Raw genomic sequence first — 22,148 nt, forward strand, 5'->3', positions numbered from 1 at the left:
TCAAGGCCCGTCGGGCGGCCGCGGGCGCTCGGGCTCGGCGGCGGCGAGGCGGGCGTATTTCTCGCGCATGGAGGCGATGCGCTCGCGGGGGGCCGCCTCCTCGGGGGCTTCGTCGAAGGCCAGCGCCGCCTCGGCCAGCGACGCCCGGAGGGAGCGGTCGACGGCGGCGAGGTCTCCTTCGGCCCAGCCGACCTTGGCCTCCTGCTCGCGCGCCAGGCTGATCAGGACGGGGCCGCAGCCGAGGAGCCCGGGGCGGTCGGCCAGCGACTCGCCCAGGCGGGCCATCCAGGCGACGACGCGCCGCGCCCCCGCGAGGTCGCCGGCGCGGCGGGCGTCCATGGCGGCGACGCACGCCGCGTGGCCGAGGCGGTCGGCCAGGTCGGCCCGGAACCGGGGGGGGGCGTCCCAGGCGTCGCAGCGGGCGTCGAACTCCGCGAGGATCGCCGCCGCGATCGCCCCCGGCCCGGCGGTCGGGTCCGCCGCGACGGCCCGCGCCAGGAGCTCGCGGGCGTTGAGGTCGCCGAGCAGCCCCGCGAGGCTCGGCGGCATGCCCTCGCCCCCGGGGAAGAGGGCGAACGCCTCGCTGGTCCAGCCGGTGGCGGGGGGCGGGGGGCCGGGCGCCGCCTCGGCGCGGGCGAGCCTCGCGATCAGGTCGACGGCCGGTGAGGAGCGGAAGCGGCGGGCCAGCGCGTCCATCTCGACGGCGTGCTCCCGGGCGAGATCCCGGGCCGCGTCCGCCCGGCCCGCCCCGTCCAGCAACTCGGCGAGGTAGCCGCGGGTGACGTGCAGGTCGACCACCTCGTCCGCGGCGTGGGGGCCGTCGGGCAGGGCCGCGAGCGAGCGGGCCGCGAGGCGGGCGTCGGCCGCGGCCTCCTCGTGACGCTGGCGCTGGGCGGCCGACTGGGCGCGGTGGAGGATCGCCCTCGCCATGCGGGCGCCGACGTCGGGGTCGGGGCTGGCCCGGAATCGGGCGGCCAGGAGGGTCACGGCGTCGTCCAGGAGCCGGGCGGCGCCGTCGAAGTCGACGCGGGCGGAGCGGAACTTGGCCAGCTCCATCTCCAGGGGGGCGAGCGTGGTCGCGTGCTTCGCCGCCAGCTCGGGGGTGCGGCGCAGGTGGGACGTCAGGGCCAGGATGGCGTGGGTGGCGTCGTCGCTGCGCTCGCTGGCGAACCGCTCGGGCGCCTCGACCGCGTCGCGGAGCATGCCGACCAGGTCAACGACCAGCCGGTCGGCCGCCGTTTCCCCCTGGAGGGCCCGCGCCAGCGCCGCCTCGGCCCGGCCGCGCTGCTGCTCGGAGCGCCGCCACAGGGCGGTCAGGCCGAGGACGGCCAGCAGCGCCGTCAGCGCCAGCGCCGCGGCGAGCGCCGCGGGGGCGGGGTGGCGGCGGCACCACCGCGCGGCCTTCTCCCCCCACGAGGCCGGCCGCGCCTGGATGGGCCGGCCCTCGCGCCATCGGGCCAGGTCGTCGGCCAGCGCCCGGGCCGAGGGGTACCGCCGCGAGGGGGCCTTCCGGAGCGCCTTCAGGCAGATCGTCTCCAGGTCGCGGGGGATCCTCGGCGCCAGGGCTCGGGGCGGGGGGGGCTCGGAGTCGCGCAGCAGGTCCAGGGTCTCGATGGGGGTGGCCCCGTGGAACGGCGGGCGGCCGGTCAGCAGGGCGTAGAGGGTGGCGCCCAGCGCGTGGACGTCGGCCGCCGGGCCGATCGTGCCGGGGCGGCCCGCCACCTGCTCCGGGGCCATGTAGGCGGGGGTCCCGCGGACGCCCAGCGTCACCGTGGCGCCGGCGACCTCGGACGCCTCGCGCGCGATGCCGAAGTCGGAGAGCATCGGCGTCAGGGCGTCCCAGCCCGCGCCGGGGGGGCCGTCCATCAGGATGTTGGCCGGCTTGACGTCCAGGTGGAGCAGGCCGGCGCCGTGGATCGCCTCGACGGCCCCGGCGATCGCCTCGACGATCCGCGCGGCGACGGCCGGCGGGACGGGGGCGTCGGCGAGGTCGCGCAGGCTGCCGCCGGGGACGAGGTCGAACACCAGGTAGAGTCGGCCGTCGTGCTCGCCGGCGTCGTGCAGCCGGACGACGTTCGGGTGCCGCACCCGGGCCGCCGCGCGGGCCTCGCGGAGCCACAGCCCGCGCGCCCGGGCGTCCAGGTCCGGGGCCGCGGCCAGGATCTTCACGGCGACGCGCCGTCGCAGCGTCGTCTGCTCCGCCTCGTGGACCACTCCCCAGCCCCCCCGGCCTATCTCCCGCAGCAGGACGAGGCCGGGGATCGTCGGCGCGGGGGCGGGGGGGGCGTCCGCGCGTTCCGTCGCGGTGGCCTCGGACCGGGCGATCCGATCCAGGCGGTCGCGACACGAGGGGCAGGAGGCGAGGTGCGCCTCCAGGCGGCGGTAGGTCTCGGCGTCGAGCGAGTCGGCGCCGAGGCGTCTCAGGACGTCGGGGTCGGGGCAGGGGGTCATGGCGACGCCCCGGCGTCGGCCTCGATCGCCGCGGCCTCCCCCCGCCCGGCCTCCTCGCGGAGCATCCGGCGCACTCGCTTCTGGGCCGCGAAGGCGGCGGCGTAGGAGATGCCGGCGGCCTCGGCGGCCTCGGCGACCGGCGCGTCGTCGACGGCGATCCGCCAGAAGACCTCCCAGGTGCGGGCGTCCACCCGGGCCTTCACCGCCTCCTGGATCCGCTCGGCCCGGCGTAGGAGCGCCTGGCGCGTCGGGTCGTCGTCGTCCGGGGGGGAGGGGGCCTCGAGCCCGGTCGGCGTCGGCGGGGGCTCGCCCCCGGCGCGGGCGCGCTCGGCCTCGCGGCGGCGCCAGTGGTCGACGGCCCGGGAGCGGCAGAGCCGATCCAGCCAGGCGCGGAAGCGTTTCGAGGGGTCGTAGCGATAGCCGCGCATCCGGTTCGCCAGCTCGATCCAGATCGCCTGGTAGACCTCCTCGGACGCCTCGGCGCCGAGCCGGTACGAGCCGACGACCCGGCGGACCTGGCGGTCGTGGCGGCCGACGAACGCCGACCAGGCCTCATGGTCGGCCCAGTCCCCCAGGCGTTCCAGCAGGGCGCCGTCGGTCTTCTCGTCGTCGATCGTCCCCATGACGCCCCTCGGCCGGATTGGAGTTAATCCATTTCGTCATGTTCGGTGGATGTTCCATCGTAACATCACGCCACGCCGTGGCGCGTGATTTTTCCGACTCGCGCCGCCCGGGATCACCAGGAGAGACTCATGATTCGACCGACCATCGCCCGATTCTCCCTCATCCTCGCCCTCGGCTGCGCGGCCGGCGTCCCCGCCCGCGCGGCGGGGCTGCTGGACTTCGAGACCCGCCCGGACGGTGCCGCGCCGACCGACGGCGGCAGGTTGGTCAACCCGTACATGCTCGAAGGGGGCGGTTCGGTCCGCATGTTCTTCGACAGGAACGGGAACAACGTTTTCGACGACGGGGTGGACGCGCTGCCGGTGTTCGAGCGGATCGGGAACAACGGCACGGACGGGTTCGTCGCCACCACGGCGGGGAGGGGGCTCAACGACCAGGTGCGCGAGGGCTCGGGGCTGGAGGACCAGCTCGGGGAGTTCTTCCTCCGCCAGCCCGACGGGATCGGCGTGCTGCCGGGGCCTTTCGTGATCGACTACGACACGGACCAGGTGATCCGCGAGTTCTCGGGCGAGATCTGGGACATCGACGCCGGCGCCGACGGCCGGTTCGAGCAGTGGCGGGTGGACGTGCTGGACGGTTCCGGGTCGGTGCTCCGGACGCTGCTGTCGCCGGAGGGCGTCAACAACCTGTCGGGGCTGGACAGCCTGCCGTGGACCTTCGGCTTCGAGGGCCTGCCGGACGGCGTGCGGGCGATCCGGCTGACGTTCGTGGGGACGAAGGTGGACGGCATCGGCCTGGCGTTCAACAACTTCAGCCCGACGATCGCGGTCCCCGGGTCGGTCGCCGTCCCCGAGCCCTCGGGCCTGGCGCTGGGGGCGTCCGCGGCGGGGCTGGGGCTGGCCGTTGCGTTTCGGCGACGGCGCGCCTGATCCGAGCCACGTCCCCTGGGATCGCCGAGGATCCGGCGGTAGAATGGCGCCGGAGACCGGTAATCCTCGCCCGGGGCGCGGGGCGGGGGCCGGCCCGTGGGCCGCCGAGGCCGGTGGCGGGCTGGGGGGCTCGGATGCGAACGGATCCAGGGCGGGGCGGGGGGGCCGCGGCGCTGGCGGCGATCGTCGCGGGCGCGGCGGCCTTCGGCTGGGGCGCCGGCGGGCTGCTCCGCGAGGGGGCCGGCGCGGCGGAGGTGGCGGCGGCCGTCGGCGGCGGGGCGCTGGCCGGGACGGCCGTCGGCCGGCTCGTGGGCCGGCGGGCGGGCATTGTCGCCCGGCTGCGGGCGGTTGCCGAGGTCGTGCCGGCCATGCTCTGGGTGACGGACCCATCGGGGGCGACGACCTTCATGTCCCGCGCCTGGGGCGAGTTCACCGGCCAGGCCGAGGGGGAGGGCCTGGGCTTCGGCTGGCTCGACGCCGTCCACCCCGACGACCGCGAGGCCGCCGACCGGCTGTTCCGCCAGGCCGCCGCCCGTCGCGAGCCCATCGACCTGGAGCACCGCGTCCGGCGCGGGGACGGCACCTATCGCTGGGTCCTCGACTCCGGCCGGCCCCGGTTCGGCCCCTCGGGGGAGTACCGCGGGCACGTCGGCGCGGTGATCGACATCGACGCCCGCAGGGCGGGGGAGGAGGCGCTGCGGCGCTCCGAGGCCCGCTATCGGAGCCTCTTCACGTCGATCGACCAGGGCTTCTGCGTCGTCGAGGTGCTGTTCGACGGCGACCGGCCGGTGGACTATCGCTTCCTGGAGGCCAACGAGGTCTTCGAGGAGCGGACCGGGCTGGCGGGGGCCGTCGGCCGCACGGCCCTGGAGCTGGTGCCCGGCCTGGAGCGCCGCTGGATCGAGACCTACGGCCGGGTGGCGACGACCGGCGAGGCGACGCGGTTCGTGGAGGGCTCGGAGGCCCTGGGCCGCTGGTTCGACGTCTACGCCTTCCGCCTCGGCGAGCCGTCCGAGCGGACGGTGGCCATCCTCTTCACCGACATCACCGGGCGGCGCGCCGCCGAGCAGGAGCGCGAGCGGCTGCTGGCCCACCTGGCCGACGAGCGCGAGCGGCTGGCCGAGGCGTTCGAGCGCTCGCCGGCCTTCGTGGCCGTCCTGCGCGGCCCGGACCACGTCTTCGAGCGGGCCAACGAGCGCTACATGGAGCTGCTGGGGCGTCGCGACCTGGCCGGCAAGCCGGTGCGCGACGTGCTCCCGGAGGTGGCCTCGCAGGGGTATTTCGAGATCCTCGACCGCGTCTACGCGACGGGGGAGCCCTACCACGCCGCGGAGCGCAGGGTCCCGCTGGCGCGGGGCCCCGGCGGGGAGATGGAGGATCGCTGGCTGGACTTCGTCTTCCAGCCGCTGCTCGGGCCGGAGGGGGTCGTCTCCGGCGTGCTGATCCACGGCGTCGACCTGACCGACCGCAAGCGGGCCGAGGAGCAGCTCCGCGAGAAGGACCAGCGGCTGGAGCTGCTCCTGGAGAACGCGGTCGACTACGCCGTGGTGATCATGGACCTCGACGGGCTGATCGTGGACTGGGCCGGCGGGGCCGAGGAGGTCACGGGCTTCGCCCCGGCCGACGCCCTGGGACGCCCCATCGACGTCATCTTCACGCCCGAGGACCGCGCCGCCGGCGTCCCGGCCCGGGAGCGGGAGACGGCGGCGCGCGAGGGGCGGGCCGAGGACCGGCGCTGGCACGCCCGCCGGGACGGCTCGCCGTTCTTCGCGGAGGGGGTGATGGTCCCGCTGCGCGACGGGGGGGGGCTCGTCGGCTTCGGCAAGCTGTTCCGGGACGCGACCGCCCGCGAGCGCTCGGAGGAGGGGATCCGGTTCCTCGCCGACGCCGGCGCCTCGCTCGCCGAGCTGGTCGACTACGAGAGCACCCTGAGGCGGATCGCCAACCTCGCCGTCGGCGGCTTCGCCGACTGGTGCGCCGTCGACGTCCTGGACGACTCGGGCGAGCGGCGGCGGCTGGCGTTCACCCAGGGCGAGTCGCCCGAATCGGCCGCCGTCCGCGCCGCCGCCAGCGACGCCGAGGCCCTCGGCGGGGTCGTCCCGCACGTCCTCCGCGCCGGCGAGCCGGAGGTCGTCGCCGACCTGGACGCCATGGACGTCGACGCCTCGCCCGCCGGCCGGGAGCGACTCGCCCGCCTCCGCGCCGCCGGGGTCCGGTCGTACCTCTGCGTCCCGATCCGCTCGCGAGGCCGGGTGATCGGCGGCCTCACCTTCCTGAGCGGCTCTCCCCGCAAGCTCTTCGGCCCGGAGCAGCTCCGCGTCGCCCAGGAGCTGTCCGATCGCGTCGCCGTGGCGATCGAGAACGCCGGGCTGTATCACCGGCTCCAGGAGGCCGACCGCCGCAAGGACGAGTTCCTGGCCACCCTCGCCCACGAGCTGCGCAACCCCCTGGCCCCGGTGCGCAACGGCGTGCAGATCCTCCGCATGGGCGTCCCGGAGGGGGAGTCCCAGGAGAACCTCCTGGCGATGATGGACCGCCAGCTCTCCCACCTCGTCCGCCTGGTCGACGACCTGATGGACGTCTCCCGCGTGACCAGCGGCAAGGTCGCCCTCCGCCGCGAGCCGCTCGACCTCCGCGCCGTGGTCGAGGCGGCCGTGGAGACCAGCCGCCAGATGATCGATTCCGGCGGCCACGAGCTGGTCGTCCACGCCGGGGACGAGCCGCTGCCGCTGGAAGCGGACCGGACGCGGCTGGTGCAGGTGGTCGCCAACCTGCTCAACAACGCCGCGAAGTACACCCCCCGCGGCGGCCGGATCGAGGTGGCCGTCGGCCGCGAGGGCTCCCGCGCCGTCGTCCGCGTGTCCGACGACGGCGCCGGCATCCCCGCGGAGATGCTGCCGCGGATCTTCGACATGTTCACCCAGGTTGGCGCGACGCTCGACCGCGCGCAGGGGGGGCTGGGGATCGGCCTGACCCTGGTCCGCCGGCTGGTCGAGATGCACGGCGGGACCGTCGTCGCCGAGAGCCCCGGCCCCGGCCTGGGCGCCACCTTCATCGTCCGCCTGCCCCTCGTCCGGCCGGCGGCCGCCGTCGCGCCCGGCGCCGCCCCCGAGGCCGGCGGGGCGGCCGCGCCGCCGCTGGCCATCCTGGTCGTCGACGACAACCGCGACTCGGCCGATACCCTGGCCATGCTGCTCTCCATCAAGGGCCACGAGGTGCGCGCGGCGCACGACGGGCCGGAGGCGCTGCGGATCCTGGAGTCATACCGCCCCAGCCTGATCTTGCTGGACCTCGGCCTGCCGGGGATGAGCGGCTACGAGGTCGCCCATCGGATCCGCTCCAGCCCCCACCTTCGCGACATCCACCTCGCCGCGCTCACCGGCTGGGGCCAGGACGAGGACCGTCGCCGCACCCGCGAGGCCGGCTTCGACGACCACCTCGTCAAGCCCACCGACCCCGCCCAGGTCGAGGCCCTCCTCGCCAGGCTGATCCGAAGCGAGGGCGCTCAGTCCGACGGGACGCCCTCCGGGCCGAGCACGTAGGAGAAGGCCCCCAGCAGATCGCCCCGATCGCCGCCGTGGCACTCGACGCACCGGCGGCCGCTCCGCACGGCGCCGAGCATCCGGACGACCTCGCCGTCGCGGACGACGCACAGATCCTCCCCGCGCCGAAGCATCTCCAGCGCGGGGCCCTCGAAGCGGTCGAGTGGCCGCGTCCCGCCGCGCGGGCGACCCATGCCGGGCAGCTCGTCGGAGACGTACACGACCGGCTCGTCGTCCAGCAGGCCGACCAGCTCCAGCGACCGCGCCCGCCAGCGGCTCCCGTCCGCCGCCGGGATCTCGGAGAACCCGTGCCCCTGGAACCCCGCGATGTGGCGACGGTCCTTGATGTAGCCGAAGCCTCGCGCGTTCGCGTACCCGAGGATGCTCTCGTCCAGCAGCCGCCCGAGCGGATCCTCCTCCGTCGCGTCGATTGCCGCGAAGCCGCCGGGCGAGCCATCGAACGTCGCCCGGGGCGACAGCTGACGCGGCGCGGGCATGAGGCCGCCGCGCTTGAGGGTCCACTCGGTGGGAAACCCCATCCGGGCGACGCCGAACCCCGGCGAGTTGATGAACAGCCAGACGGCGTCCTCGTGGAGCCGGCGGAGTTGCGCGGCCCGGTATCCGCCCATGCCGTCTTGCAGGTTGCCTTCAAGACGCGCCAGCCGGGCCAGGGCGTCCGGGCCCGGCGGGGCGTCCCCTACGGCGCGCCGGGGTTCGCGGACCCGGGATTCCATCGACTCGTAAGGGTACAGGCCTCGAAGACGCGCGTATTCCCCATGGTCGCTGCGCGCCAACCAACACGCCGGGACATACGCCGCCAGCGTCGCCGCACACGCCGCCTTCACCAGCGCGGACGGGCCCCCGCCCGCTAGGCTCCAGGCGACGGCCGTCGCGAGCATCAGCAGCGCCTGGAGCAAGACCGCCGGCAGGAGGCCGACCGGCGCGTAGGCCGTGGATAGGAAGAGGAGGCCGATCGTCCAGAGGACGACCTTGCCCGCCGCCGTCTCGGGCCTGCGCGCGGCCCGGACGGAGACGAACAGCAATAGCGACGACAGGGCGAGCGAGACGATGAGCATGGCGCCACACTCCGCGGGATCCGGACCCCGACTTGCCGTGACAAGTGTAGGGGGTCGGCCCGGGGCGGGCAATGGATCAGCGCCAGTCGTCGGCGGTGGGGGCCTCGATGGCGGCGAAGGCCTGACGCTTCTCGTCCTCGGTCATGACGGCCATGGGGTCGAGCGAGACGACCTCGCCCTCGCCGAGGCCCTCGACGACCTCGATCATCTCCTCGTTGGCGCCGCCGAGCCGGACGCCGCGGCGGAGCATGGCGCCGTCGGCGCCGCCGACGTAGACGAAGCTCTCGCCCCGCGCCTGGAGCACGGCGCGCATGGGGACGGCCAGCACCCCCTGGGCCTCGCTGGCGAGGATCTCGACCTTCGCCGCCATGCCGGGCCGCAGCGCGGTCGTGGCGCCCTCGACGGAGATCATCGTGGTGTAGAAGCGGGCCTCGGGGAAGTCGCGGTTGACCGGGTCGGACATGTTCTGGACGCTCAGCACCTTGCCCGGCAGCACCGCGCCGGGGAGGGCGTCCACCCGGATCCGCACGGCCTGGCCGGGGGCCGCCCGGCTGACGACCGCCTCGTCCAGCTTGGCGTTGACCCGCATCAGGGAGACGTCCGGGATCCGCAGCAGCGTCTGGTTCTCGCGGACCGTGGTCCCTTCCTGGATGATCTCCGGGCTGGAGCTGAACCGCATCATGCTGTCGTTGGCGTGGACGACCAGGCCGTCGATCGGCGCGGTCATCTTGCAGGCCTCCAGCAGGCCCTCGTACTTCCGCTGCCTGGTCACCTCCAGGTTGAGCTTGGCCTGCTTGGCCAGCTCGTCGCTGCGGGCCTTCTGCACGGAGGCGCTCAGCTCGATCACCCGCTTGCGACGGGTGTAGTCCTCCAGGACGTGGATCTGCCCCTTGGTGCGGTCGAGGGTGATCTCGCTGTTCATCTTGGCGTCCTGGTCGGCCACCATCTGCGACTTGGCGACGAACCCCTGCTCGTGCATGCGGCTCGACCAGGCGAACCGGCCCAGGGCCTGGTCCAGGTTGGTCTCGGCGGTCTTCAGGGCGATCTCGGCGTTCTGGCGGGCCTGGGGGTAGGTGCCCCCCTCGTACTCGCGGAGCGAGAACTCGGCCACCTCGCGGGTCTTGATGGCGGAGGCCAGGTCGGAGCGGGCCTGCTCGATGGTGATCCGCTGGGTGATCAGCTTGTCGCGGATCGCGGAGGAGTCCAACTCGCAGAGGAGGTCCCCCGCCTTGGCGATCGTGCCGTCGGGGACGATGAACAGGATCGTGGTCTGCCCCTCGACCTTGTTGACGATCTCGCGATTCTTGCCGCTCTCCAGGGCGCCGTGGGCCTTGATGGTGATCGGCAGCGGCGCCCGGACGACGCGGTAGAGCGGCGTGGTCGGCCTGGAGTCGGCCCGGAGGGCCGCGGACCTCGTCGCCAACGCACCGCCCGCCACCGCGACCAGCGCGAGCCCCAGCGCGATCGGCCACCGCGACCGCCCCCGCGGCGCGGCCGGCGTCCGGGCCGGCGTCTTCTCGCCCGCCGGCGGGGGGATGATCGTCCCGGCCTGTTCCTTCGGGGTCGTCGCGGTCGCCATCTCAGGCCCTCTCGCTAGCTTGCGCCGTCCCGCGGGCCGATCCGAGGCCCCGCCCGCGCGCGTCGATCCACGCCCTCACCTTGAACTAGGCGACGGAACGGCGCCGGTCGGACCAGGATTCGCCCCGATCGGCCCATTTCCGACCGCCGGCGCCCTCGGGACGCGACGCCCGCCGACGCGCCGGCTATCATGGCGCGCGTCGGGCCCTCGTCGCCGCGACGTCTCGCGGGCCTGGGCCCCTCGCCGCCGCATCGGGAGGAGGGATCATGGAGACGCGAGGACGGTTCGCCGCCGGGTTCCCGCTGGCCGCGATCATCGCGGCGACCGCCGTCGTCGGGGCCGCGAGCGGCCAGGAGGCCCCGCCGGAACAATCCCGAAACGCCATCGCCCGCCGGTGGTTCGAGGACGCCAGGTTCGGCGTGTTCGTCCACTGGGGCGTCTACTCGCTCCTCGGCAAGGGGGAGTGGGTCATGGAGAACGACAAGATCCCCGTCTCGGAGTATCGCAAGCTCCCGCCCCAGTTCAATCCGTCCCGGTTCGACGCCGAGGCGTGGGTGAAGCTGGTGAAGTCCGCCGGCGCCCGCTACGTCACCGTCACGACGAAGCACCACGACGGCTTCTGCATGTTCGACAGCAAGCTGACCGACTACGACGTCGTCGACGCGACCCCGTACGGCAAGGACCCCATCCGCGCCCTGGCCGAGGCCTGCCGCAGGCATGGGGTCAAGCTGTTCTTCTACTACTCGCTCCTGGACTGGCATCACCCCGACTTCTTCCCCCTGGGCAAGACCGGCCGGCACGCGGGCCGCGAGCCGAAGGGGGATTGGGCCAAGTACGTCGCCTATTACCAGGGGCAGGTCCGCGAGCTTTGCACGAACTATGGCGAGATCGGCGGCGTCTGGTTCGACGGCTGGTGGGACGCCCCCGACGCCGCGTGGGATCTCGAAGGGACCTACCGGCTGATCCACGAACTCCAGCCCGGCGCGCTGGTGGGGAACAACCACCACGTCGCCCCGTTCCCGGGCGAGGACTTCCAGGTCTTCGAGCAGGACCTCCCCGGCGAGAACAAGGCCGGCTTCAACAAGGCGGAGACGACGGCCGCCCTGCCGCTGGAGACCTGCCTGACCATCGGCCGGTCGTGGGGCTACGACTCGGGCGACCGCGACTTCAAGTCGACGGAGCAGCTCGTCCACGCCCTCGTCGGCGCGGCGGGGAGGGGGGCGAACCTGTTGTTGAACGTCGGCCCCAGGCCCGACGGCACGATCCCCCCGGAGGCCGCCGAGCGCCTGCTCGACCTGGGCCGCTGGCTGGAAGCGAACGGCAAGTCCATACGCGGCACGCGCAAGGGTCCGATCCCGCCCCAACCCTGGGGCGTCACCACGTCTCGCGAGGCGTCGGATGAGCGGGCCCCGACGATCTACGTCCACGTCCTGAAGCCGGACGTCAAGGCGGTCGTCCTCCCCGAAGCGCTGGAGCAGACCGTCGCCCTGCCGCTCGGCGGGATGACCCCGCTGGAGAAGGAGATCACCCCCGACGGCGTCAGATTGACCATTCCCGACGACGTCCGGACCCCCTACGATACGATCATCGCGGTCGACGTACCCGTCCCGATGCCCGAGGAACCCGACGCGCCGGGTCTCGGCCCTGGGGGTTCTCCATGACGAGCGAACCGGCGGACTGGGACGACGAACCTCGCGGCCTCGACCGCTTCCACCTCGTGCTGGCCCTCTCGGCGCTGGCGTTGCTGGCGGGCGCGGCGTGGCTGCGGTTCGGGCCGGGGCGGGCGGCGTCCGTGATGGGCGAGCCGATGCCCCCCACCCGGCTCTCCGGCCTGCACGACGCCGGCCCGCGGCTGCTGCTGGGGATGGAGGGGCGGATCCTCTGGCTGGTCATCCTCCCCGCCGAGCCCGACGAGGCGGCCCCCGTCCTCCCCGAACTGGTCTCGGCGTGGGACCTCCTGAAGGACGACGACCGCTTCGGCATGGCCGTCGCTGCGACCGACCCCCTGGGCGTCGAGCACGCCGGCGCGGCGCTGGAGTCGTATCGGGGGAAGCTACCGCTGTACCTGGCCGGGGCCGACGTCCCCCGCTCGCTCGGCGTGGAGGCGTCGGGCGACCCGTGGCACTTCCTGATCGACCACCAGGGCCGCGTGGCCGCCGTCGCGCGCGGCTCGGGGAAGGAGACCATCGACCGCCTGACGAAGATGGCCTCCGACTGGCTCGACGCCCTGGCCCCCGCCGTCGAGGCCCGATTCCGCGTGGTCCTGGCGGGGCCGCCCCCGGACGGGGGGAGGCTCGCCCAACCGTCGGGATGACGCGGGGCCTCGCATGTTGGCTTCGTTCGCGCGCCGCGGGTTTCCCTGGTTTTGCCGTAAGGCTCTAGGCATAAGATGTTTGCCGTTAATCGGCGTTGGCTTCGTTCGTCGTCTTCGAAGTGATTTTCTCGCCCGCCGAGCGTGGAACGCGCGTCCCCTCTCCCGCCGGGTGAGGGTCGTCGGAGCGCGGAGATAGCCCCAGTTCACGGCCCGCGCGGCCCACGCGATTCTCGAGGCGCGATGGCCCTCACCCGCCGCTGCCGCGGCTACCGTCTCCCGGGGGGAGAGGGGACGGGATGGGTCATCGTCGCCCGCTGACTGCTTCCGGGATTTCAAAGAACGCCGTCATCGAACACCGGCATGGTCCGCGGCGGGGTCGGCGGGATTTCAGGAATCTCGGGATTATTCCCGGATGCGCCGGCCGGGGGCGGGGGGCTCGCGCTCGGACTGCAATATTGTCGGCGTGGGGCGGCGGGGGTAACTTGGAAGGGAAGGTCCCTCGCTCCTCCGGGGGACGGCGGCGCGGCCCCGATCGACGGGACCGGCCCGCGAGCGCGACGGCTCGCCGCGAGGGGGACGCCCCGGGCATCCCCGGGTTCTTCCCACCCCCACCGAACGCATCTTCCAAGATCCAGGGAACTGGACGGAGACTCTATGTCCGCCTCTTCGAGCCCCGCCGTGAAGGCCACGGGACGCACGGTCAAGCGCGTCGCGATCCTCTTCGCCGGCGGGCCGGCCCCGGCCGCCAACGCGGTCATCTCCACCTGCGCCGCGTCGTTCCTCAGCAAGGGGGTCGAGGTCGTCGGCGTGCTCCACGGCTACTCGAACCTCGTCCAGTTCGCCCCGGACCGCCCGATGCAGGAGGGGCGCGACTACGTCCTGCTCACCGACAAGAAGCTCCGCCGCACCCGCAACACCCGCGGGATCATGATCGGCACCGCCCGCACCAACCCGGGCAAGGACGTCTCCGCGCCCGAGCACCTCAAGGACGCCAGGCGCACCGCCCCGCTGCGCACGGTGTACGAGGCGCTCTGCTCGCTGGGGGTCGACGCGCTGGTCTCCATCGGCGGCGACGACACGCTGAAGACGGCCAACAAGTTCCGGCTGTTCCAGGAGGCGCTGCCGGCCGACTCCAAGCGGATCTCGGTCGTCCACGTCCCCAAGACGATCGACAACGACTATCGCGGCATCGACTTCACGTTCGGCTACTTCACCGCCGTGGAGACGCTGGCCGAGGAGATCCGCAACCTCATCGCCGACGGCGAGGCCACGCAGGGCTACTTCATCGCCGAGTGCATGGGCCGCTCCGCCGGCTGGCTCGCCTACGGGGCCGCCATCGCCAGCGAGGCCAGCCTCGTGATGAGCGTCGAGGACATGGTCGGCGACCTGATGACCGAGGAGACCGTCACCGACCCGAAGACGGGCGTCTCCACGGTCCGCAAGATCATGAGCATGGACGCCTTCGTCGGCAAGATCGTCGACCTCATGCTGAGCCGCGAGAAGCTGGGCAAGGAGCACGGCGTCGTCGTCCTGGCCGAGGGGCTCGCCTCGTTCCTCCCCAGCGCCCACCTCGAGGGCGCCCAGTTCGACGAGCACGGCCACCTGCGGCTGGGCGCCACGAACATGGCGCGGCTGGTCAACAACCTGGTCTCCAAGGCCTACAAGGAGAGGACCGGCAAGGAGCGGCGGATCACCCCGGTCCAGCTCGGCTACGAGGCCCGCTGCGCCCCGCCGGTCGCCTTCGACGTGATGCTGGGCAGCCAGCTCGGCGTCGGCGCCATGCGGGCCCTGGTCGAGCACCAGTACGACGGCGTGATGATCTCGACCGCCGGCCAGCTCGACCTGACCTTCGTCCCCTTCGACACCCTGATCGACCCCCATACCCTCGTCACGGTCGTCCGCTTCATCCAGCTGGGCTCCGACTTCCAGCAGCTCGCCCGCCTGCTGGAAGCCTCGCAGAACAACTGAGCGGGGCGGCATCGGATCGGTCGCGGGCCGTCGCTATTCGAGGATAGCGACGGCCGCGCCTCCCCCGGCGAGCGTGAAACGCGCGTCCCCTCTCCCCCCGGGAGAGGGTGGCCCGAAGGGCCGGGTGAGGGTCGTCGGAGTTCGAGAGTAGCGACGGTTCACGGTCGGCGCGACCGGCGGCGTCCCCGAAATCCGGCGACCCTCACCCGCCGCTGGCGCGGCTGCCCTCTCCCGGCGGGAGAGGGGACGGAATTGGGCCGTCCCGCGCGCCGTCCCGCCCCCCCGGGAATCGCGGCGAGATGGCGAACCATCGGCCTCCGACATGCGTCTAGACGTATACTGGTCGCGGGGGAGTCCGTCGGTCGTCGTTGACGCATCGCGACGGCCTCCTTAAAATCCGACCGCGCCGTCGGGGCGCGGCCCCGTCGCGGACCTTTACGCAAAGAGCGAGGAATCAGCCCACTTGATCGATACGAGCCGGAACGAGCGTATGGGGAATCGCGAGCGCGCGATCCTGGTCGGGGTCATCCTGCCGGGGGCGACGTACAACACCGATGATCCCCTGGACGAGATCCGCGGCCTGGTGAAGACGGCCGGCCTGGAGACGGTCGGCACGATGCTCCAGAAGCGTCAGCAGGTGGACGTCGCGACGTTTATCGGATCGGGCAAGGTCGAGGAGCTGAAGGGCCTGGTCGAGGCGTACGAGGCCGACGTCGTGGTGTTCGACTCCGACCTGGGCCCGGGGCAGACCCGGAACCTGGAGAAGGCGCTGGGCGTCAAGGTCGTCGACCGCACCGAGGTCATCCTCGACATCTTCGCCGTCCACGCCAGCAGCCACGAGGCCCACCTCCAGGTGGAGCTGGCGCAGCTCGAATACGCCATGCCGCGGCTGAAGCGGATGTGGACCCACCTGTCGCGCTACAAGGGGGGCGTCGGCGTCCGCGGGCCGGGCGAGAAGCAGCTCGAAGAGGACAAGCGGCTGGTCGTCCACCGCATCCAGGAGCTGAAGGGGAAGCTCGGCAAGATCCAGGCGCGGAAGGAGCGCGAGGTCGCCGGCCGCGGGGATTTCCCCACGGTCTCGCTCGTCGGCTACACCAACGCCGGCAAGAGCACCCTCATGAACGCCCTGACCGACGCCGGCGTGCTGGTCGAGGACAAGCTGTTCGCCACGCTGGACACCCGCACGCGCAAGTGGCGGTTCCGCGGGGGCGGCGCGGCGCTGTTGTCGGACACGGTCGGGTTCATCCGAGATCTGCCTCACTCCCTGGTCGCCTCGTTCAAGGCGACGCTGGAGGAGGCGCGCCAGGCCGACCTGCTGCTGCACGTCGTCGACGCGTCCAGCCCGGACGCGGAGATGCAGGTCCAGGCCGTCGCCGAGGTCCTGGAGGAACTCGGCCTGAAGGACCACCCGACCCTGCTCGTCCTGAACAAGGCGGACAAGGTCCCCGACCGTTCCTACCTGGACGTCCTCCGCGCCAACCATCGCGACTCGGTCTGCATCAGCGCCGCGAAGCGAGAGGGGCTGGACTCCCTGGAGCACGCCGTCCGGCTGGCCCTGCTGGACTCGGCCATGGACGCCGAGATCGAGACGAGCGTCGCCGACGGCCGCGTGCTGGCCTACCTGGCCCAGCATGCCCAGATCCACGACCGGACCTACGACGAGGACCGCGACCGCGTCGTCCTCCAGTGCCGCATCCCCCGTCGCTGCCTCGATTTCCTGAACGAGCACGGCGCGGTGGTCCGCGAGCGGGAGACCCGGGTGTACGCCTGAGCGGCGAGGGGTGCCTCGGGGCGGCTCATGAGCGAGCCGCCTGGAGGTCCGATAATTCGCATCCCTTCTCCCCTGGTGGGAGAAGGTGGCCGAAGGCCGGATGAGGGGGAACCCCGCCGGCCTTCGTTCGCGCGCCCCCTCATCCGCCCCCGCGGGGCACCTTCTCCCACGAGGGGAGAAGGGGGGGATAATAACTCGCGCGAGTGGGCTTGTGGCTCAGGCGGTGGCGGGCTTCTTGGGGCCCTTCTGGCGGGAGGCGCGCCAGTCCTCGTAGAGGGACCGGAGTTCCTCGACGGTCACGCCGCCGTGGTCCTCGCCGCTGTTCCAGCGGGCGAAGAGGGCGGTGTGGCGGTCGCGCAGGGGGCCGCGGGGGAGGAAGCGGCCGTGGAACTTCTTGACGTACTTGAGGCGCGGGTCGGCCGGCTGGCGGGGGGCCTCGGCCGGCTTGTCGGCGGCCTCGGCGGCGTCCTTGGACTTCTTGGCGTCTTTGGCCATCGAACGAATCCTGCGTCGCTTCGCGCGGTAGGGGAAAAGAAAAGGACCGCCGCGGGGCGGTCGCGGGACATCCCGCGCGGGTCGGCCGGACGAAACGGCCGGACTCCGGGCGCAGGCCTCGACGGGGACAGTTTAATCGATACACCCCGCGGCTGGCAAGCGCCGTCGGGGGGGGGCGGTCAGCCGGCGACGGAGGGCCGGCGGTCGGCGGGGGCCTTGCGCCAGGCGTGGGGGCCGCGGAGGGTCGAGGCCGGGTGCGACGGGGTCGACGGGGCCGGGGCGTCGGCGTCGGCCTCCCAGCGGTGGGCCTCCAGCGCGGCGACGATCCGGTCGGCCAGGCGGACGGCGGCCAGGCCGGCCTCCCCGGTGACCCGCGGGCGGGAGCCGTCGCGGACGGCGGCGACGAAGTCGGCCAGCTCCATCGTGAGCTGGTCGCACGGCGGGGGCTCGACCTGGTCGACCCGCAGCACCTTGCCGAACAGGTGGTCCTTGATCGCGGCGGGCTTGGTCAGGTCCACGCCCTCCAGGTCGACGCCGCCGGCGAGGAACTCCTCGGACGGGCGGACGATGGTCGCCTTCCGGGCCCCGAAGTCGAGCGAGGCGTAGCCCTCGGCGCCCCAGACCCGCATCTTGCGCGAGGTCGCGTAGCTGGCGCGGCTGGCGGTCAGCGTGGCGATCGTGCCGTTCTCGAACTCGATCCGGGCGTCGGCCACGTCCTCGTGGTCGCCGAAGAGCGCGACGCCGACGGCCGAGACCGACTTCACCGGCGAATCGACCAGGCTGAGGACCAGGTCGATGTCGTGGATCATCAGGTCGAAGACGACGCCGACGTCGGTGGAGCGGAAGGTGTAGACGGCCATCCGCTCGCCGCTGAGGAACTTCGGCCGCAGCGGGGACTCGCGCAGGGCGTCGAGCGCCGGGTTGAACCGCTCGACGTGGCCGACCTGGAGCGTCGCCCCGGCGGCGCGGGCCAGCTCGACCAGCTCCTCGGCCTCGGCGACCGTGCCGGCGAGCGGCTTCTCGACCATCGCGGGGATGCCCGCCTCCAGGAACGCCCCGGCGACCTCGCGGTGCAGGACGGTCGGCACGGCGATCGAGACGGCGTCGACCTGGCCGATCAGCTCGCGGTAGTCGACGACCGCGCGGACCCCCAGCCCCTCGGCGACCGCGCGGGCCTGCTCGGGGCGGGAATCGGCCACGGCGACCAGCTCGACGCCCGGCATGGAGCCCAGGATCCGGGCGTGGTGGCGGCCCAGGTGGCCGACGCCGACGACGGCGACGCGCGTGGGGTTCATCGGTGGGACTCTCCGTGTCTCTGCTGCGTGCGTCCCCGCGCGATCCGGCGCGGGGAGGGGCGAGGCGGGGCCGGTCAGGCGGACGCGGCGACCCGGGGGCGGTCGCGCCCGCGGCCGTGGCGGCCCTGCTGCTGGAAGTCGATGAAGTCGAGGAGGCGGCGGACCTCGGGGAAGATCTGGCCGTGGGCCGAGAGGACTTCCTGGGCCTGCTTGACGGCCATCCGGGCGCGGTAGATCAGGCGGTGGGCCTCGTGCAGGGCGGTGATCGCCTCCGGGGCGATCCCGTGCCGCTTGAGGCCGACGATGTTGATGCAGCGCACCTTGGAGGGGTTCCCCTCGACGAGCATGAACGGGGGGACGTCGTGGTAGACGCGGGTCAGGGCGCCGATGTAGCTGTACGCGCCGACGCGGACGAACTGATGGAGGCCGACGCCGGCGGAGACCGTGGCGTGGGAATCCATGTGGATGTGCCCGGCCAGCATGGTGTTGTTGGCGATCAGGATGTTGTCGCCCAGCAGGCAGTCGTGGCCGACGTGGACGTTGGCCATGAAGTAGTTGCGCGAGCCGACGCGGGTGACGCCCTCTTCCTTGGTGGTGCCGCGGTGGATGGTGACGCCTTCGCGGAAGGTGTTGTCGTCGCCGATCTCCAGCCGGGTCGGCTCCCCCTTGTAGGTGAAGTCCTGGGGCTCGCCGCCGAGGACCGAGTTGGGGTGGACGACGTTGTTGTCGCCCAGGGAGACGTGGCCCAGGATGCAGACGTGGGCGATCAGCCGGCAGCCGCGGCCGATCCGCGCCTCGGGGCCGATCACGCAATATGGGCCGATCTCGACGTCGTCCGCGATCTCGGCGCGGGGGTCGATATGGGCGGTGTCAGCGATCATGGTGGCCATGAGTGGGTTCCTACAGCCGATCGTCCGGGTTGGGGGAGTGTCCGCGTCGGCCCGCGCCGGGGCGGTCAGGGGGCCGGGGCGGCGTCGACGAGCACGAATCGGATCCGGGCCTGCGCGGCCAGGGCGTCGTCCACCCGGGCCACGGCGGCCACGCTGGCCGAGGTCGGCTTGATCTTCAGCGCGTCGACCTCGATCCGGAGCTGGTCGCCCGGGACCACCGGCCGGCGCAGCTTCACGTCGTCGATCGACGCGATCACGGCGGCCTTGCCCGCGCGGTTCACACCCGAGGCGATCAGGACCCCGGCGGCCTGGGCCATCGCCTCGATGATGAGCACCCCCGGCATGATCGGCCGGCCGGGCCAGTGGCCTTGAAAGAACGGCTCGTTGAAGGTCACGTTCTTGATCCCCACCACGCGCCTCGCCGGATCCAGCTCCAGCACGCGGTCGAGCAGGAGCATCGGGTAGCGGTGGGGGAGGATGTCGAGGATGCCGTGGATGTCGATCGTGCCGTCGGCCCGGACGGGGAGCTGGGGCTTCGGGCGGTCGTCGCGGCCGGCCTCCTTCTGGACCGACTGGGCCAGCTTCCGCGTCAGCGCCGCGTTGGCGTGGTGCCCGGAGCGGTGGGCCACGACGAACCCGTGCAGGTCCATCCCCAGGAGCGCCAGGTCGCCCACCATGTCCAGGACCTTGTGGCGGGCGCACTCGTCGGCGAACCGGAGGCTGTTGCCGACGACGCCGTCGGGGCCGAACAGCAGGACGTCGGCCTCGGTGGCCCGGAGGCCGATCCCCATGGCGCGGAGGGCCTTGGCCTCCTGCTCCAGCAGGAAGGTGCGGCTGGGGGAGATCTGGTCGCGGAAGCCCTCCGGGGTGAGCTCCAGGAGGAAGCTCTGGCCGCCGATGGGGGACGAGGGGCCGTAGTCCAGGTGGTACGAGAGGGTCAGGCCCTCGGCGTTGCCCGGGTTGGCGGCGAGGACGGCGTCCCCCTCGCGGACGACGAACGACCGCTCCAGGACGAGGGCCTGGCGGGGGCGGTCCTGGTCGACGACGCCGACGGCCTCGATCATCTCGACGTAGGCCCGGCTGGAGCCGTCGAGGCCGGGGCATTCGGCCGCGTCGATCTCGATCACGCAGTTGTCGACCCGCATGCCGGCGAGCGCCGCCATGACGTGCTCGATCATCTCGACCCGGGCGGGGCCGTCCTGCACGGCGGTCCTGCGCTGGGCGGGGACGACGTGGTCGATCCTGGCGAGGACGGAGGGCCGCCCCGGCAGGTCGACGCGGACGAAGCGGACGCCCGAGTCGGGCTCGGCGGGGAGGAACCGCATCCGGACGTCGGCGCCGAGGAAGAAGCCGACGCCGGCGATCTCGGCGTCGCGGGCGAGCGTGCGCTGGGGGCGCTTGGAGACGAGCATGCCTTCCCTGGTCCTTTCGCCCGGCTCGGCGGCCGTCGCGGCGCCTGACGTGAAGCCGGGGCTGGTGGTGGTCCCGTTCGGTCCATGATCGGGACGTCGCCCCGGGGGCGGGCCTCGGCCCGCGCCGGGGAGGTGGGCGGCCGGGCCGGGGACGACGATCGATCGATCGTCCCCTCGGCCGGGCCGGGCTCGACTCAGCGGACGGCCGCCTTGGCGGCGCCGGCGGCGGCGGCCGGGGTCGGGGGAGCCCCGCCCGCCGGGAGGGCGCCGGCCGCGCCCGCGGCGGGGGCCTCCTTGACGATCTGGCCGCCGGACTCCTTGTAGGTCCGGTTGAGGTTGTGGATCACGTCCTGCGTGATGTCGTTGGCCGTGTCGAAGTAGATCATCGGGTTGGCCATCGCGGCCATGACCGTCTGCGGGTTGGTGCCGTTGGGCGTCTGGTTCGTGACCTTCATGACGTAGGTCATCTTCCGCGCCTTGGCGATCCGCTTGGCGACCTCGGTCACCTCGTTGTACAGGTTGGCCATCGCCTGGGCCTCGCGGTCCTGGAACTCGCGCTCGGCCTGCTCGCGGGTGGCCTCCAGGCGGGCCTTCATCTCCGTGAGCTTGAATTCCTGCTTCTTGTACTCTTCCTGGCCCGGGGCGTAGCGCTGGAGGACCTCGGCCTCCTGGGCCATGTCGTTCTGGAGCTTCGCCAGCTCGCCACGCTTGGCGACCATGGCCGCCTTGAACTCCTCGTTGGCGTACTTGACCTTCTCGTAGCTCTGGAAGACGGCGTCGAGGTCGATCGTCCCGAGGACCGGGGCGGTGCCGGGGGTCCACTGGGAGGCCCCGGCGCTGGTCTTGCGGACGGCGCCGTCCTGCTGGCCCTGGATCGGGGCGGAGAGCAGGCCGGCGCCCACGACGCCCAGGCCGGCCGCGACGATGAGACGAGACGAGAGAACCATCGGTGAAACTCCTTTTCCCCGCCGCCGCGACGGCGACCCGACGCCCAGACCGCGCCCGCCCGAGGTCCATCCGGGCGGCCCGTCCCCCGCGCTCCCGCGAGGTCCGCGCGCCCCGGGGGGCAGACGCCGGCATTCTGCCGCGACGCCCCCGGGGGGTCAAGGCGAACCGATCAACTTCGGCCTCAGGCGCCGGTGTAGTTCAGCACGAAGTCGTGGAAGCGGTACTTCTTGTTCTTGGGCGTCTCGCCGGCGGCGGCGAAGAGGCTCAGGAGCAGGTCGCCGAAGTGCTCGGTCCGCACGCTGTAGTAGTTGTGCTTCCCCTCGCGACGGGACTCGATCAGGCTGGAGACCCGCAGGAGCGCCAGGTGGTGGCTCACCGCCGGCTGGCTCTGCCCCAGGCGGTTGCACAGATCCGTGACGTGCAGCTCCCCCTCCTCGGAGAGGGCCAGGTGGAACAGGATGCGCAGGCGGGTCTCGTCGCTCAGCAGCTTGAAGACCTGGGCCAGCTCGCGGATCGACTGGTCCGACACCTCGGGCGTCGTCGTCGCCTCGGCCTCGGTCTTCGCGCCGCCGTTGCCGTTCGAAGTGGTCGCCTTTCGGGCCATCGCGGGGATCCTCGGGTTCGGGTTGGGGGTTCGAGATCGCCCGGGATTCGGACGAAGGAATTAGGAGATGGGGTCCGTGACACGCCGGGGACGCCCCCCCTTGGCGCGACGCCGCGGGCCGGGGCTTGGATGATCTCGGAGGGTATGAAGGTTCTTGGGTCGGGCCGTCGCGGCGACGCGCGGGGCCCGCGGGGACGGAGGAGGTTCGTCGGACGAGCGGTCCGGCCGGTCCGGGTCGTCGAGACCCGGT

Annotated in this window: 16 protein-coding genes; 6 read left to right on the forward strand and 10 right to left on the reverse strand. The window is 73.0% G+C overall.

Going from position 1 to position 22,148, the window contains the following annotated elements; genetic code table 11:
• Both WG209_RS19225 and WG209_RS19230 read right to left on the reverse strand, forming a co-directional pair.
• A complete protein-coding gene (locus tag WG209_RS19225) occupies positions 1-2,451 on the reverse strand; it encodes a protein kinase (protein WP_337176703.1) in 2,451 nt (816 codons plus the stop codon).
• Positions 2,448-3,074 carry a sigma-70 family RNA polymerase sigma factor gene (locus WG209_RS19230; RefSeq protein WP_337176704.1) on the reverse strand — a complete coding sequence of 209 codons (627 nt, stop codon included), beginning with the start codon at positions 3,072-3,074 and terminating at the stop codon, positions 2,448-2,450. Before WG209_RS19230 ends, WG209_RS19225 begins: the two co-directional genes overlap by 4 nt.
• Before the next feature lie 129 nt (positions 3,075-3,203).
• Here WG209_RS19230 and WG209_RS19235 point away from each other — a divergent pair, with 129 nt between their 5' ends.
• Complete coding sequence (locus tag WG209_RS19235; RefSeq protein ID WP_337176705.1) at positions 3,204-4,004, forward strand: hypothetical protein; 801 nt, start codon at positions 3,204-3,206, stop codon at positions 4,002-4,004.
• Positions 4,005-4,138: 134 nt separating this feature from the next.
• Positions 4,139-7,546 carry a PAS domain S-box protein gene (locus WG209_RS19240; RefSeq protein WP_337176706.1) on the forward strand — a complete coding sequence of 1,136 codons (3,408 nt, stop codon included), beginning with the start codon at positions 4,139-4,141 and terminating at the stop codon, positions 7,544-7,546.
• Here the strand turns inward: WG209_RS19240 and WG209_RS19245 are convergent.
• Together WG209_RS19245 and WG209_RS19250 are read right to left on the reverse strand one after the other, a co-directional pair.
• Positions 7,510-8,622, reverse strand: a complete 1,113-nt coding sequence (locus WG209_RS19245) for a hypothetical protein (RefSeq protein WP_337176707.1) — start codon at positions 8,620-8,622, stop codon at positions 7,510-7,512. The two genes, WG209_RS19240 and WG209_RS19245, sit on opposite strands and share 37 nt — an antisense overlap.
• Positions 8,623-8,698: 76 nt before the next feature.
• Positions 8,699-10,201, reverse strand: coding sequence for an efflux RND transporter periplasmic adaptor subunit (locus WG209_RS19250; RefSeq protein WP_337176708.1), 1,503 nt, complete (start codon positions 10,199-10,201; stop codon positions 8,699-8,701).
• 266 nt (positions 10,202-10,467) lie between these two features.
• Here WG209_RS19250 and WG209_RS19255 point away from each other — a divergent pair, with 266 nt between their 5' ends.
• The 4 genes from WG209_RS19255 to hflX all read left to right on the forward strand — a co-directional run bounded on the left by WG209_RS19255 (position 10,468) and on the right by hflX (position 16,254).
• Positions 10,468-11,862: an alpha-L-fucosidase gene (locus WG209_RS19255; protein WP_337176709.1), complete on the forward strand. Its 1,395-nt coding sequence runs from the start codon at positions 10,468-10,470 to the stop codon at positions 11,860-11,862.
• The gene (locus WG209_RS19260) at positions 11,859-12,515 is read left to right on the forward strand and encodes a hypothetical protein (RefSeq protein ID WP_337176710.1); all 657 of its coding nucleotides are present in this window, start codon (positions 11,859-11,861) and stop codon (positions 12,513-12,515) included. Before WG209_RS19255 ends, WG209_RS19260 begins: the two co-directional genes overlap by 4 nt.
• A 678-nt stretch (positions 12,516-13,193) precedes the next feature.
• Positions 13,194-14,483: a 6-phosphofructokinase gene (locus tag WG209_RS19265; protein ID WP_337176711.1), complete on the forward strand. Its 1,290-nt coding sequence runs from the start codon at positions 13,194-13,196 to the stop codon at positions 14,481-14,483.
• A gap of 463 nt (positions 14,484-14,946) precedes the next feature.
• Complete coding sequence (hflX, locus tag WG209_RS19270) at positions 14,947-16,254, forward strand: GTPase HflX (RefSeq protein WP_337176712.1); 1,308 nt, start codon at positions 14,947-14,949, stop codon at positions 16,252-16,254.
• A 216-nt stretch (positions 16,255-16,470) separates the two neighbouring features.
• Here hflX and WG209_RS19275 read toward each other — a convergent pair whose 3' ends face one another.
• The 6 genes from WG209_RS19275 to WG209_RS19300 all read right to left on the reverse strand — a co-directional run bounded on the left by WG209_RS19275 (position 16,471) and on the right by WG209_RS19300 (position 21,898).
• Positions 16,471-16,749: a hypothetical protein gene (locus WG209_RS19275; RefSeq protein WP_337176713.1), complete on the reverse strand. Its 279-nt coding sequence runs from the start codon at positions 16,747-16,749 to the stop codon at positions 16,471-16,473.
• A 179-nt stretch (positions 16,750-16,928) separates the two neighbouring features.
• Positions 16,929-18,044 carry a Gfo/Idh/MocA family oxidoreductase gene (locus tag WG209_RS19280; protein ID WP_337176714.1) on the reverse strand — a complete coding sequence of 372 codons (1,116 nt, stop codon included), beginning with the start codon at positions 18,042-18,044 and terminating at the stop codon, positions 16,929-16,931.
• Positions 18,045-18,118: 74 nt separating this feature from the next.
• A complete protein-coding gene (gene lpxA / locus WG209_RS19285; protein WP_337176715.1) occupies positions 18,119-18,934 on the reverse strand; it encodes an acyl-ACP--UDP-N-acetylglucosamine O-acyltransferase in 816 nt (271 codons plus the stop codon).
• A 65-nt stretch (positions 18,935-18,999) separates the two neighbouring features.
• Positions 19,000-20,346 carry a 3-hydroxyacyl-ACP dehydratase FabZ gene (gene fabZ, locus WG209_RS19290; protein WP_337176716.1) on the reverse strand — a complete coding sequence of 449 codons (1,347 nt, stop codon included), beginning with the start codon at positions 20,344-20,346 and terminating at the stop codon, positions 19,000-19,002.
• Between the two features lie 194 nt (positions 20,347-20,540).
• Complete coding sequence (locus WG209_RS19295; protein WP_337176717.1) at positions 20,541-21,293, reverse strand: OmpH family outer membrane protein; 753 nt, start codon at positions 21,291-21,293, stop codon at positions 20,541-20,543.
• Between the two features lie 182 nt (positions 21,294-21,475).
• Positions 21,476-21,898 carry a metalloregulator ArsR/SmtB family transcription factor gene (locus tag WG209_RS19300; RefSeq protein WP_337176718.1) on the reverse strand — a complete coding sequence of 141 codons (423 nt, stop codon included), beginning with the start codon at positions 21,896-21,898 and terminating at the stop codon, positions 21,476-21,478.
• Between the last annotated feature and the right edge of the window lie 250 nt (positions 21,899-22,148).

The sequence above is a fragment of the Paludisphaera sp. genome (genome assembly GCF_037189885.1).
Classification (GTDB): Bacteria; Planctomycetota; Planctomycetia; order Isosphaerales; family Isosphaeraceae; genus Paludisphaera.

Excerpts from the sequence above, each read along its gene's own strand:
- WG209_RS19225 (WP_337176703.1), bottom strand. The coding sequence starts at position 2,451 with ATGACCCCCTGCCCCGACCCCGACGTCCTGAGACGCCTCGGCGCCGAC.
- WG209_RS19230 (WP_337176704.1), bottom strand. The coding sequence starts at position 3,074 with ATGGGGACGATCGACGACGAGAAGACCGACGGCGCCCTGCTGGAACGC.
- WG209_RS19235 (WP_337176705.1), top strand. The coding sequence starts at position 3,204 with ATGATTCGACCGACCATCGCCCGATTCTCCCTCATCCTCGCCCTCGGC.
- WG209_RS19240 (WP_337176706.1), top strand. The coding sequence starts at position 4,139 with ATGCGAACGGATCCAGGGCGGGGCGGGGGGGCCGCGGCGCTGGCGGCG.
- WG209_RS19245 (WP_337176707.1), bottom strand. The coding sequence starts at position 8,622 with ATGCTCATCGTCTCGCTCGCCCTGTCGTCGCTATTGCTGTTCGTCTCC.
- WG209_RS19250 (WP_337176708.1), bottom strand. The coding sequence starts at position 10,201 with ATGGCGACCGCGACGACCCCGAAGGAACAGGCCGGGACGATCATCCCC.
- WG209_RS19255 (WP_337176709.1), top strand. The coding sequence starts at position 10,468 with ATGGAGACGCGAGGACGGTTCGCCGCCGGGTTCCCGCTGGCCGCGATC.
- WG209_RS19260 (WP_337176710.1), top strand. The coding sequence starts at position 11,859 with ATGACGAGCGAACCGGCGGACTGGGACGACGAACCTCGCGGCCTCGAC.
- WG209_RS19275 (WP_337176713.1), bottom strand. The coding sequence starts at position 16,749 with ATGGCCAAAGACGCCAAGAAGTCCAAGGACGCCGCCGAGGCCGCCGAC.
- WG209_RS19280 (WP_337176714.1), bottom strand. The coding sequence starts at position 18,044 with ATGAACCCCACGCGCGTCGCCGTCGTCGGCGTCGGCCACCTGGGCCGC.
- lpxA (WP_337176715.1), bottom strand. The coding sequence starts at position 18,934 with ATGGCCACCATGATCGCTGACACCGCCCATATCGACCCCCGCGCCGAG.
- fabZ (WP_337176716.1), bottom strand. The coding sequence starts at position 20,346 with ATGCTCGTCTCCAAGCGCCCCCAGCGCACGCTCGCCCGCGACGCCGAG.
- WG209_RS19295 (WP_337176717.1), bottom strand. The coding sequence starts at position 21,293 with ATGGTTCTCTCGTCTCGTCTCATCGTCGCGGCCGGCCTGGGCGTCGTG.
- WG209_RS19300 (WP_337176718.1), bottom strand. The coding sequence starts at position 21,898 with ATGGCCCGAAAGGCGACCACTTCGAACGGCAACGGCGGCGCGAAGACC.